This window comes from Georgenia sp. G2120 (assembly GCF_055326485.1).
Genome location: NZ_JBUZNL010000007.1, coordinates 50,259 through 62,467, shown reverse-complemented (window position 1 = coordinate 62,467; position 12,209 = coordinate 50,259). Strand labels below are relative to the sequence as shown.

The window sequence follows — 12,209 nt, the reverse complement described above, 5'->3', positions numbered from 1 at the left end:
GACGGATGGGATGATCGGTGCATGCTGAGCTGGACCACTGCCGGGGAGTCCCACGGCCAGGCGCTCGTCGCCGTGCTGCAGGGCGTGCCCGCCGGACTGTCGATCACCACCGACGAGATCGTCGCCGCCCTCGCGCGCCGCCGCCTGGGCTACGGCCGCGGGGCGCGCATGAAGTTCGAGACGGACGTCGTCACCCTGCTGGGCGGCGTCCGGCACGGCGTGACGATGGGCGGCCCCGTCGCCCTGACGATCGGGAACGCCGAGTGGCCCAAGTGGGAGACGGTGATGTCCGCCGACCCCGTCGACCCGAGCGAGCTGCTCGTCGACGCCGGCACCGGGGACGAGCGTGAGGTCGCCCGTAACCGGCCCCTCACGCGGCCCCGCCCCGGGCACGCCGACCTCACCGGCATGCGCAAGTACCACCTCGACGACGCCCGGCCCGTCCTCGAGCGCGCCTCCGCCCGCGAGACCGCCGCCCGGGTCGCCCTCGGCACCGTGGCGGCCGCCGTCCTCGAGCAGGTCGCGGGCGTCCGCCTCGTCTCGCACACCCTCGCCGTCGGACCGGTCCGGGTCCCCGACGGCGCCCCCCTGCCCACGCCCGACGACGTCGCAGCCCTCGACGCCTCCCCGCTGAGGTGCATCGTACCCGGGGTCGACGAGGAGATGGTCGCCGAGGTCGACGCGACGAAGAAGGACGGCGACACCGTGGGCGGCGTCGTCGAGGTCCTCGCCTACGGCCTGCCGCCCGGGCTCGGCTCGTTCGTCTCGGGCGACGCCCGGCTCGACTCCCGGCTCGCGGGCGCGATCATGGGCATCCAGGCCGTCAAGGGCGTCGAGGTCGGCGACGGGTTCGAGACCGCCCGCCGCCGAGGCTCGCAGGCGCACGACGAGATCACCCGCGACGACGACGGCCACATCGTGCGCGAGACGAACCGCGCCGGCGGCACCGAGGGCGGCATGAGCAACGGCGAGGTCCTGCGCGTGCGCGCCGCCCTCAAGCCGATCTCGACGGTGCCGCGCGCGCTCGCGACCGTCGACGTCGCCACCGGCGAGGAGGCGACCGCCCTCCACCAGCGCTCCGACACGTGCCACGTGGCGCCGGGCGCCGTCGTCGCCGAGGCGATGGTCGCGCTCGTGCTCGCCCAGGCGCTGCTGGAGAAGACCGGGGGCGACTCGGTCGAGGAGGCCGCCCGCAACCTCGCCGCCTACCTCGAGGCGATCCCGGAGCACCAGCGTTGACGGGCAACGACGTGCACGACGACGGGCCTCCGGCCGGGGACACCCCCGGCGGGCCGGCCGTCCACCCGATCGCCGGGGCGCCCGTGCCCGGCCGCGGACCCGACCTCGTCCTCGTCGGCCTGCCCGGTGCCGGGAAGTCCGCCGTCGGGCGGCACCTCGCCCGGCTCCTCGGCACCACGGTCTCGGACAGCGACGACCTGGTCGAGAAGCGCGCCGGCCGCAGCGTGAGCGACGTGTTCGCCGCCGCCGGCGAGGGGTCGTTCCGCGAGCTCGAGCGCGACGTCATCGCCGCACAGCTCGCCGACGGCACCGGGATCCTCACGCTCGGAGGCGGCGCGGTCCTCGACCCGGCCACGCGGGCCGACCTCGCCGACCGCAGGGTCGTCCACCTCGCCGTCTCGCCGGAGCAGGCGCACGCCCGGGTGGGCTCCGCCTCGAGCCGGCCCCTGCTGGCCGAGGACCCGGTGGGGCGCCTCGCCGCGCTGGCGGAGGAACGGGCGCCGCTCTACGCCGAGGTCGCCACCTGGACGGTCGACACCGACGGGCGCGATCTGAGCGACGTCGCCGCCGAGGTCGCGGCACTCGCGGCCGCCCCCACCGTCCTCACCGTGCCGGGTGCCCGCCCCTACCCGGTGACGATCGGGCACGACCTGTCCGGCGAGGTCGCCCGCGCGATCCCGGAGACCGCCCGTCGCGTCCTCCTCGTCCACCCCGAGGTCATGGCGGACCGCGCCGGCCGCATCGCCGCCGCCCTCCGCTTCGGCGGGCGCGAGGCGCACACGTTCCTCCTCCCGGACGCCGAGGCCGCGAAGACCTGGGAGGTCGTCGGCCGGTGCCACACCGTCCTCGGCGAGCACGGGTTCGGCCGTCAGGACGTCGTCGTCACCCTGGGCGGCGGCGCCACCACCGACGTCGGCGGGTTCGTCGCGGCCACGTGGCTGCGCGGCGTCGGCGTCGTCCACGTGCCCACCACGCTGCTCGGCATGGTCGACGCGGCGGTCGGCGGCAAGACGGGCATCAACACGCCGGCGGGCAAGAACCTCGTCGGGTCCTTCCACGCACCGCTCGCCGTGGTCTGCGACCTCGACCTGCTCGCCACGCTGCCGGCCGCCGACCTCGCGGCCGGGCTCGCCGAGGTGGTGAAGATCGGGTTCGTGAGCGATCGGCACATCCTCTCGCTCGTGCGTTCCCACCCCGAGGAGGCGCTCGACCCCGGCTCGGCCGTGCTGCGCGAGCTCGTCGAGCGGGCAGTCGCCGTCAAGGCGCACGTCGTGGGGGAGGACCTGCGCGAGGCGGGGCTGCGCGAGGTCCTCAACTACGGCCACACGACCGGGCACGGGATCGAGCGGGCGTCCGGGTACTCGTGGCGGCACGGCGACGCGGTCGCGGTCGGCTCGGTCGTCGCCGCCGAGCTCGCCGAGCGCAGCGGGTTGGCCGAGAGCGGCCTCGCCGACGGTCACCGGGCCGTGCTCACCTCCCTCGGCCTGCCGGTGACCGTGAGCGGGCTCGACTGGGGCGGCGTCCGCGCGGCGATGGGCAACGACAAGAAGGTGCGCGGCGACCGGCTGCGGTTCGTCGCCCTGCGCGCCGAGGGGGAGCCGGTCATCCTCGACGGCCCCGACGACGACGTGCTCGAGGCCGCGTGGGCCACGGTGAGCGCGTGACGGGCGACGACCACTCCCTCGACGCCGGCTCCGGCCAGGACGTGCCCGGCGCCTCGGGACCGGATCCCGGCGCGGGAGCACGCGTCGGTGCAGGCCCTGACTCGGGCACCGGCGACACGCCGGAAGCACGCACGATCGTCCTGCTCGGCGTCCCCGGCGCAGGCGTCTCGACCTCCGCCCGGGCTGTCGCCGGGGCGCTCGGCCTGCCTCTGCGCGACACCGACGACCTCGTCGCAGATCGCCTCGGCGCGCCGGTGCACGAGCTCGTCGTCGATCTCGGCGAGTCCGAGTTCCGTGCCGCGGAGTCCGCCGTGGCGGCCGAGGCGCTGGGCGGCGACCCGCTGGAGGAGCCCGCCGTCGTCGCCCTCGGGTCCGGCGCGATCGACGCGGCCACCGAACGGCTGGCCGACCTGCGGGGGAGCGGCGCCGTCGTCGTCCACCTGCGGATCACCCCCGGCACCGCGATGCGCCGGCTCGGCCTGTCCGGCCTCGGCTCGGTCGCGCTGCCGAACCCGCGGGCGATGTGGACGACCATGGCGGCCGAGCGGGACGCGGCCCTCGCCGCGGTCGCCACCGTCACGATCGACACGACGACGATGAACGAGGAGCAGGTGCTCGCCGCCGTCCTCGAGGTGGTCCGCGGCGACTGACAGCCAGGGCGCGTCGGACTTCGCTCGACGTCACGCGTGCGTCGTTCGTCGTCGTTCGACGTGCTGTCCCGTCGGCAACGCCCTTGTCGCCGTCGACGACGCTAGAACACACCCTGTTGGCGACGCCGTCCCCACAGGTCGGCCTGCTGCACGACTGTCCACAACCGTTGCAATCCTGCGGTTTCGTTGTCGGTGGTGGCCCGTAGCGTAGTCACCAGATCGACCAGACCGGCGGGGTGCGCGAGGACGCGTGCCCACCCCCGAGGGTCGTTCGGCAGCGACGCGACGGGGGAGGTGAGCGACATGACGACGGACTGGACGCTGGGGTCGGGCACGGACGACGACGCAAGCGGGACGGGACCGGCCGAGCGCGCAGCCGGGACGGACACGGGGGCGGTCGACCACCATGGCGCCAGCCCCGGCCCCGAGGAGATCCTCGCCTTCGCGAGGTCGCTCGCGCGGATCGAGGTCGCCGACCAGGCGGAGGCGATCGCGATCATCTCGGCCGCCGAGTCGCTCAAGCGCACGGCCGAGGCTGCGCAGGCGCGTGCGTCAGTGGCGCTGGACGACATGCGTCGGGACGACGAGGCGCGGCGCGGCATTCCCGTCGAGCGGCAGGGCAGGGGAGTGGCCGACGAGATCGCGCTCGCCCGCCGCGAGTCGCCGTTCGCCGGCGGCGTGCACCTGCGCCTCGCGCGGTGCCTCACCTCGGAGATGCCGCGCACGCTCGAGCTCATGGAGGCGGGTGAGGTCTCCGAGTGGCGCGCGACCCTGGTGGCCAAGGAGATCGCGTTCCTCGCGCCCGACGACCGCCGCGTCGTCGACGAGGTGCTCGCGCCCGACCTCCCCACGATGGGCGACCGACAGGCCGGCAACCGGGCGCGCAAGCTGGCCCAGGAGCTCGACCAGGAGAGCGCAGTCCTGCGGATGGAGCGCGCGAGGAGCGAGCGGCGCGTGAGCGTCCGCCCGGCGCCGAACGGCATGGCCTACCTCAGCGCCCTGCTGACGGTGGCGGACGCCGTGAGCGTCAAGGCGGCCCTCGAGCGCGACTCCGGCACCGCCGTCGCGACGGGCGCCGCCGCCTCGCGGACCAAGGCCCAGATCGCCGCGGACCTCCTCGTCGAGCGCGTGACCGGCCGGGCCGTCGACGAGCCCCGGGACGTCGCGCTCACCCTCGTGATGACCGACGAGACGCTCCTCGGCGGGCCGGACTCCGCCTGGCTCCCCGGGCACGGCCCCGTCCCCGCGGCGGTCGCCCGCGGGTACCTCTCCGAGGAGCAGGCGTCGGACGTGTCGCTCCGCCGGCTGTGGCTCCGGCCCGGGACCGGACAGATCGAGGGCCTCGACTCGCGCGCCCGCACGTTCCCCGCCTCCCTGCGCCACATCGTCAGCCTGCGCGACGACATCTGCCGCAACCCGTTCTGCGGCGCAGACCTCCGGCAGGTCGACCACGCCACGCCGTGGGCCGCCGGCGGCGCGACGAGCCTCGCCAACGCCTCGGGGCTGTGCCAGCGGTGCAACCTCGCCAAGGAGAACCCCGGCTGGACCCACGAGTCGACGGCGACCGGCCTGACCGTCACGACGCCGACCGGGCACCGATACGCCGCGAGCCGCTCCACGCTCGCCCAGAACGTCACCGACCGCCGCATCGACGACCTTCGGGCACGCGTCGCGGCGAACCGGGAGGCACGACGTGTGCGCGACGACGAGCCCGACCCGGATCGAGCCGGCGGCGCCCGGGGACCGATGAGGGGCCGCCGGGAGCTCGCCGGAGCGACCCGCGATCGGGCCGGCCGGTCCCCGGAACGCGACTCGGTGGGCCACGAACGCGCGGGCCCCGGGTCGGACCACCCGCCCGACATACCGGACTCATCGCCTTGATCGGCAGCAATCAAGAACATAGCCTTGATGGCATGTTTGTCGTCACCGCCGACCAGAACCGGTCGACCCAGCGCGGCGTCCTCGTGGACGAGATCCTCGCCGAGCTCGCCCCGTGGCACGAGCGCGCCGGCCGGGTGGTCGCGCTCCCGTTCGAGCGGACGGTCGGGGACGAGATCCAGGGCGTCCTCACCAGCGCGCCGGCCGCGGTCGACGTCGCCCTGCGCCTGGCCCGGCTCGACTGGGCGGTCGGCATCGGCGCGGGCCCCGTCGACACGCCGCTGGCCGCGAGCGCGAGCGCGTCGTCGGGCACCGCCTTCGTCCTCGCGCGGGACGCGGTCGAGACGGCGCGGAGCAAGGCGTCGAGCTACCCGATCGTCGTGCGGGGAGCGGACGAGGACGCCGCCGAGTCCGCCACGGCCGTCCTCCATCTCGTCGGGGCCCTGCGCCGCACCCGCTCCGACGCCGGCTGGGAGGTCTCCGACCGCCTCGTCACCGGGGTGACCCAGCGGGCCGTCGCCGAGGAGCTCGGCATCACCTACCAGGCGGTCCACGACCGGGTCCGCGTCGCCGGCGTGCGCGAGGAGCTCGCCGCGCTCCCGCACGTCGCCGCGATGGTCGCCGCCGCGGAGGAGATCTCGTGAACGACTGGCTGCTCGGGCTGCTCACCTCGCTCTTCGTCGTCGTCGCCGCTCTTCTCGCCGCCGTCACCGGCAGCCCCGTCGTCGCCCGGCTGCTGCGCCGGTTCACCGTGGCCGGCGCGAGCGGGGACGACGCGCCCGAGCTCATCACCCATCCGGTGGGCCTCGACCGGGGCGGGCAGTGGATCGGCTACCTCGAACGGGCCGCGATCGCCGGCGGGCTGGTCACCGGGTTCCCCGAGGTCGTCGCGGTCGTCCTCGCCCTCAAGGGACTGGGCCGGTATCCCGAGCTGCGCGCCGACCACGGGGCCGGTTCCCGCGACGACGACACCGCGATCGTTCTCCAGCCCGACGACGAGCGCCGCGTCCCGCCCCGGGTCGTCGCCGCCGGCCTGACCGCCGAACGGTTCATCATCGGCACGCTCGCCTCCTACCTGTGGGCGGCGTCATGGGGTCTCCTCGGCCGGGCCGTGCTCGCCGCGATATCCTGAACCGCCGACGAGGGGCACCCGTGCCCCGTGCCGGGACCGCGCGGCCGTGCTCCGCCGCTCCCTCCGGCCCGACCGAACGACTCCCACCCGACAGGACGGCTTACACATGGCTTCGACGAACGACCTCAAGAACGGCATGGTGCTGAAGATCGACAACCAGCTCTGGTCGGTCGTCGAGTTCCAGCACGTCAAGCCGGGCAAGGGGCCCGCGTTCGTGCGCACCAAGCTGAAGAACGTCCTGTCCGGCAAGGGCGTGGACAAGACCTTCAACGCCGGCGTCAAGGTCGAGACCGCCACGGTCGACCGCCGCGACATGCAGTACCTGTACAACGACGGCACCGACTTCATCTTCATGGACTCCGAGAACTACGAGCAGATCCCGGTCCGTCCCGAGGTCGTCGGCGACGCCTCGAACTTCATGCTCGAGAACACCGACGTCGTCGTCGCCACGCACGAGGACCAGGTGCTCTTCGTCGAGCTGCCCACGTCCGTCGTGCTCGAGGTCACCGAGACCGAGCCGGGCCTGCAGGGCGACCGCTCCTCGGCCGGCACCAAGCCCGCCACCCTCGAGACCGGCTACCAGATCCAGGTCCCGCTCTTCCTCGAGCAGGGCGTCAAGGTCAAGGTCGACACCCGCTCCGGCGACTACCTCGGACGCGCCTGAATGGGCGGAGAGAGTCCCGCGCCGGGCGAGCCCGGCACGGACGGGCACGACGTCGACCACCCGGCACCGGCCGGGCCCGACAGCGACACGCATGCGCCTGTGCGCCCCGCCGTCGACCAGGTCGTCGCAGCGGCCGACTCCGAGCCGACGTCGACAGGCGACGAACCGACCCCGATCGAGGTCGCGACGGAGGACGAGGTGCCGGCCGGCGCGGTGCGCGTGAGCGCGGACGTCCCGTCCGCGGAACGTGCGGGTGCCCGCGGTGCCCGCCGCACCTTCCACGCGACCGCCCGGACCAAGGCCCGCCACCGCGCGCTCGACGTCCTGTTCGAGGCCGACGCCAAGGGCCTGGTGACCACGGGTGACCGCCTATTGGCCGTCCTCGCCGAGCGCACGGGCCGGACTATCGCCCAGGACGGGCTGCCCGCCTACGCGGTCGAGCTCGTCGAGGGGGTGGCCGACCACCTCACGGTCATCGACGAGATCCTCACGGCCACGTCCCACGGCTGGTCCCTGCGGCGGATGCCCGCCGTCGACCGGGGCCTGCTGCGGCTCGGCGTGTTCGAGGTCGTCTTCCTCGACGACGTCGAGGACGGGGTCGCCATCGAGCAGGCCGCCCACCTGGCCGGACAGCTCTCCACCGACGACTCCCCGCGGTTCGTCAGCGGCGTCCTCGGCGAGGTGTCCAGGAACAAGGACCTCTACCGGGTCTGAAGGAAGGCGCGACGGTACCGGCCAGTCGGTGAGGCGATCACTTCTCAGGCACCATGCAGGTGATCGACCGCGGTGGCCCTGGGCACGATCAGGGCAGCCACGCTGCCAATCGCGGCGGCCCCCGCGACGCCTACTGCCACGGGCCACAGACTGACGAGGGCGCTCCATCCCGTTGCGCCCAGGCTTCCTGGGGCAAGCGCCGCCACCATGAGTCCGAGCCCGGCGGCGACGAACGAGAACAGCAGCAGTGGGACTACGGTGACGAGCAGGACGACCCGGCGCAGGCTCCGGTGCGGCGTCCCGACGGCGTGCAGGACGGCTAGCGTTCGTGCACTCTCGATCGCTGTGGTCAGGTTTGCGAGGAGGAGTGCGACAGCGGACGTCCCGAGCACGGCGCCGCCGCCCCACAGCATGATGCTGTAGTAGCGGCGCAGCTGTCCGTCGAATCCCTCCTGGGAGGACTCGCGGGTGGCGACCTGCGCGCTCGGGTCTGCCGTGAGCACAAGGGTGCGGACGCGGTCGAGGGCGGCCGGGTCGTCGATCCCGGCGATCAGCAAAGTGGGTCGGAAGTGCGTCATATCCAGCCCCGCTTCCCGCTCGTCGACAAGGACGCTGGGTGCGTCGACGGCGCGCGCCGACGTCGCAAGGGTTCCAGCAGCGTCGGTCTGGACAGTGAGCATGGACGGCGTGCTCTCGTCCGGCACCTCCAACGTTGTGACGACGTCCCGCTGGGCGAGGTCATAGACGTCGACCTGTCCGGCGGGGCCGAGCACAGCGGCCGCGGCCGCGTTGAGCAACACACCCCCGTCGACGGCACATGACGTCAGGTCCAGGTGGGCAGCGGCGACGATGCGCGCGCAGTCCCCTATCCAGACCGGGAAGACAGAGCTGGACGCGCTCCCCTCTCCGGCCGCGGTCCCCGTCACGACGCTCGCCACGTCGCCGACACCATCGAGCGCACCGATGTCGTCGGCGAGCCGTGTCAGCTCCGCCTGGTTGGTCGCCATGCTCGTGATCTGGACGACGTCGTCAGCCTGATCGATCACCGCGTCGTCCTGGACGGCACCTACCGCGCCAGGAAAGGTGACCACGAAGATCGTGGCGACGAAGACCGCGAGGCCCGCTGTCGTCACGCCGCGCGCGGTTGCGCGGGGAGCGGCCGTAATCGTTCCGCCCGCGAGCATGGCGGCCGGCCGCCGAGAACGGCGTAGAACTCGCCCTACGGTCCGGCTCACCCACGGAGCGAGCAGGAGCAGACCGCCCGCTCCCAGCGCGACCGCGAGGAGAAGACGCTGCCGCTCCGCGAGGAGGTTGGTCAGCATGACAGCGGCAGTGGCTGCCAGGAGCAGGGCGCCGGCAATCACGGTGCGATGCATCCCCGGCTCCTCATGGCTGCTCACCCCGGTTCCCAGTGGGTCGCGAGTCGCATGATCCGCCTGGCGAACTGCGATGACCGCGACTCCGACAGGCAGGGCGACGACCAGGAGCAACACGATCCCGACCGGCGGGACGAGGTCCGACGGAAACGGCGCGGGATCCTCGACGAGGATCGGCGCCAGCATTCTGCGCAACGCGGCAAACAGGAGAGTGCCAGCCGCGACGCCGAGAACGGCGCCGATGCACGACTCCCACAGCACCGCTCGCCTGAGCAGCGAACGCGGGGCGCCGGCGACGACGAGAGTCGCGGTCCGTCGAGCCCGGGTTCGCGCGGCGGCGCGGGTGGCGACGTGAGCGAGGAGCAGAGGTGGGATCACCATCGCGGCCCCCGCAAGTGCGAGTAGCAGCGCGAGCGATGGGTCGCCATTCTGCGGCCGCGGTTCCCCGAGGTCGAGCAGCGGGAGCTCGACCGGAGCGAGATCCTCGACCGCCACGCCGCGGACTGCCACCATGTGCCCAGGTCCGGCGAGGGCGCTCTCGTCCACCATTCCCGCGGGCAGGCCGTAGCGCGCGAGCGCCGCGTCGCCCACTGCGCGTTCCAGAGCTGGTGACAGCAGGACCTCCCCTGCTTCGGGGAACGCGTCTATCCCCGGCGGAGGTTCGATGCCCTCTCCGTGCTGAGCTACGTTGACCACGGTGACGGCGAGTTCCCCGACCCGATCGTTGACGGTGCCGATGTAGGCGTAGTCCTGGTTCAGCTCCGGGTCGGCCAGCAGCGAGAAGTCGGACGGCCGGGTCCAGTAGGTGCGCTCGTCCTGACGGTCGAGCGCCGCAGGCAGGCTGCCTACCAGCAGCACGACGACGGTCGCCAGAGCCACGGTGGAAACGAGAGCGCCGGCCAACAACCATTGCAGGCCGCCGGCGCCGCGCCACAGCCGCGCGAGAAGCCAGGCGGTCATGGGGCGGTGGTCGACGTGACCCGACCGTCCCGGACGTGTACCTGCCGAGACGTACGCGCGGCCACACTAGCGTCGTGCGTCACGAGGACAACTGCCGCCCCGCGCGTCGAGGCGGACAAGATCAGGAGGTCGAGGACGGCCTCGGAGGCCCCGGAGTCGAGCGAACCGGTGGGTTCGTCGGCGAGTACCACGGAAGGGTTCGTAATCAGCGCCCTGCCGATCGCCACGCGCTGCTGCTGTCCGCCGGAGAGCTGGTGCGGATAATGGTTGGTGACGTCGCCGATGCCAAGTTCGTCGAACAGCTTTCTCGCGCGCCTCCGAGCGTCGATCTTGGTTGCGCCGTCGAGGAGCAGCGGAAGCATGACGTTCTCCGTAGCCGTAAGTTCGGCAACGAGCTGGCCGAACTGGAAGATCAGCCCGATGTGCTGCCGCCGGAGCGTCGTTCGAGCGTCATCGTCGAGCATGAATAGTGATCGCCCCGAAATCTCGACCTCGCCGGAATCGGGAAGCAGCAAGCCTGCGAGAGTGAGCAGTAGCGTCGTCTTGCCCGATCCACTGGAGCCTGTGACAGCAACGACCTCTCCTCCGTCGACAGCAAGGTCGACGGAGGAGAGAACGAGGTCGGGACCATACGCCTTGGATATTCCGCGGCAGACGATTCCCGAGGAGGGTGCTCCGAGCAATCTAGACGTCAAACTCTCGGAGGTAGATGTACGCATTCGACCCGTTTCGCCACGGCAGCGTAAATGCTACACGCGTTCCACTTGGGCATGCGCGTGGACCGTAATCCGTCGCGGTTGAGACATTGTACGAGGCGTAAACCTGGGCGCACTGTCCGTCGTTGTCCGTGTCCGTGACGGTGCCGTTGACACGGATCTGGGTTCCGGCCGTATTTCGGCACTCACGGACGCTGGCCTGCGCGCCGCTGGTTTGGATGACGTAGTAGGCGCCACACCGCCCAGCCGGCGGAGGTGGTGGTATCTGATAGGGCGCGAGTTCGGTCGGCGGATCTTCTGGAAGGGGACTCGCGGTTGCCATGCTCGGTACAAGTGTCGCTGCGGCGACAAGTGCAACGGTCGCCAGAATCTTTCGAATTGTCACAGGATGACCCGATCCCGGTGGGACACATCGGAGATGCAGAAGTCTGCGAAGGCGCCACCAACTCCCACCCTGAAGGAGGCGTCAGACACTACCCGACAACGGTCGTATCGTAGCGCGCACCACACCTTCAGGTCGAGAGTTCCGGGCGATCGCGAGGACTGCTGTCCACCGGCGAACTGCGGGGTGGCACGTCCCGGCCGAGGGGTACCATCGCTGTACCGACATCCTTTAACGATCTGTCCAGCGAGGCAGGGAAGGAGGTCACGGCACCATGTGCCCCGACCCAGCAGTACCCGGACCCGCCGGCGCTCCCGCCGGCCGCGAGGTCCTCACCGCGAGCGACATCGACCGCTCGCTCACCCGCATCGCGCACGAGATCGTCGAGCGCAACCAGGGCACGGACGACCTCGTCCTGCTCGGTATCCCCACCCGCGGCGTCCCGCTCGCGCAGCGCATCGCCGCCCGCGTCGCCCGGGCCGCGGACCTGACGGACCCGGTCCCGCACGGCTCGCTCGACACGACGATGTACCGCGACGACCTGCGCGACCACCCGGTCCGCGGGCTCGAGCGCACCGACGTCCCGGTCGACCTCACCGGCCGCACCGTGGTCCTCGTCGACGACGTCCTCTACTCCGGCCGCACGATCCGCGCCGCGCTCGACGCGCTCAGCGACCTCGGCCGCCCGCGCCGGGTCCAGCTCGCCGTCCTCGTCGACCGCGGCCACCGCGAGCTGCCGATCCGGGCCGACTTCGTCGGGAAGAACCTGCCGACCTCCCGCGAGGAGAGCGTGCGGGTGAGCCTCGCGGAGACGGACCGGACCGTCGGTGGCGC

General features: G+C 72.6%; 10 protein-coding genes and 1 pseudogene. 9 read left to right on the top strand and 2 right to left on the bottom strand.

Features of this window, described 5'->3' with window-relative positions:
- The first annotated feature begins 21 nt into the window (after nt 1-21).
- The 8 genes from aroC to nusB all read left to right on the top strand — a co-directional run bounded on the left by aroC (nt 22) and on the right by nusB (nt 7,941).
- Nucleotides 22-1,239: a chorismate synthase gene (gene aroC / locus ACZLMO_RS09485; RefSeq protein ID WP_425714060.1), complete on the top strand. Its 1,218-nt coding sequence runs from the start codon at nt 22-24 to the stop codon at nt 1,237-1,239.
- A complete protein-coding gene (gene aroB, locus ACZLMO_RS09480; RefSeq protein WP_425714059.1) occupies nt 1,236-2,903 on the top strand; it encodes a 3-dehydroquinate synthase in 1,668 nt (555 codons plus the stop codon). Before aroC ends, aroB begins: the two co-directional genes overlap by 4 nt.
- Nucleotides 2,900-3,553: a shikimate kinase gene (locus ACZLMO_RS09475; RefSeq protein ID WP_425714058.1), complete on the top strand. Its 654-nt coding sequence runs from the start codon at nt 2,900-2,902 to the stop codon at nt 3,551-3,553. Before aroB ends, ACZLMO_RS09475 begins: the two co-directional genes overlap by 4 nt.
- Nucleotides 3,554-3,856: 303 nt before the next feature.
- Nucleotides 3,857-5,434: an HNH endonuclease gene (locus tag ACZLMO_RS09470; RefSeq protein ID WP_425714057.1), complete on the top strand. Its 1,578-nt coding sequence runs from the start codon at nt 3,857-3,859 to the stop codon at nt 5,432-5,434.
- A 32-nt stretch (nt 5,435-5,466) separates the two neighbouring features.
- Nucleotides 5,467-6,075, top strand: a complete 609-nt coding sequence (locus ACZLMO_RS09465) for a hypothetical protein (protein WP_425714056.1) — start codon at nt 5,467-5,469, stop codon at nt 6,073-6,075.
- A complete protein-coding gene (locus ACZLMO_RS09460; RefSeq protein ID WP_425714055.1) occupies nt 6,072-6,563 on the top strand; it encodes a hypothetical protein in 492 nt (163 codons plus the stop codon). The genes ACZLMO_RS09465 and ACZLMO_RS09460 overlap by 4 nt, the downstream gene beginning before the upstream one ends.
- 106 nt (nt 6,564-6,669) lie before the next feature.
- On the top strand, nt 6,670-7,227 hold the full coding sequence (efp, locus tag ACZLMO_RS09455) for an elongation factor P (RefSeq protein ID WP_425714054.1): 558 nt from the start codon (nt 6,670-6,672) through the stop codon (nt 7,225-7,227).
- Complete coding sequence (gene nusB, locus ACZLMO_RS09450) at nt 7,228-7,941, top strand: transcription antitermination factor NusB (protein ID WP_425714053.1); 714 nt, start codon at nt 7,228-7,230, stop codon at nt 7,939-7,941.
- 44 nt (nt 7,942-7,985) lie between these two features.
- Here nusB and ACZLMO_RS09445 read toward each other — a convergent pair whose 3' ends face one another.
- Together ACZLMO_RS09445 and ACZLMO_RS09440 are read right to left on the bottom strand one after the other, a co-directional pair.
- Entirely contained in the window at nt 7,986-10,277 is a 2,292-nt protein-coding gene (locus ACZLMO_RS09445; RefSeq protein ID WP_425714052.1) for an FtsX-like permease family protein, read from the bottom strand.
- Complete coding sequence (locus ACZLMO_RS09440; protein WP_425714051.1) at nt 10,274-10,996, bottom strand: ABC transporter ATP-binding protein; 723 nt, start codon at nt 10,994-10,996, stop codon at nt 10,274-10,276. The genes ACZLMO_RS09445 and ACZLMO_RS09440 overlap by 4 nt, the downstream gene beginning before the upstream one ends.
- Nucleotides 10,997-11,649: 653 nt before the next feature.
- Between ACZLMO_RS09440 and pyrR the strand changes: the two are divergent.
- Nucleotides 11,650-12,192, top strand: a pseudogene (gene pyrR / locus ACZLMO_RS09435) (bifunctional pyr operon transcriptional regulator/uracil phosphoribosyltransferase PyrR); the annotation flags it as partial.
- Nucleotides 12,193-12,209: the final 17 nt, after the last annotated feature.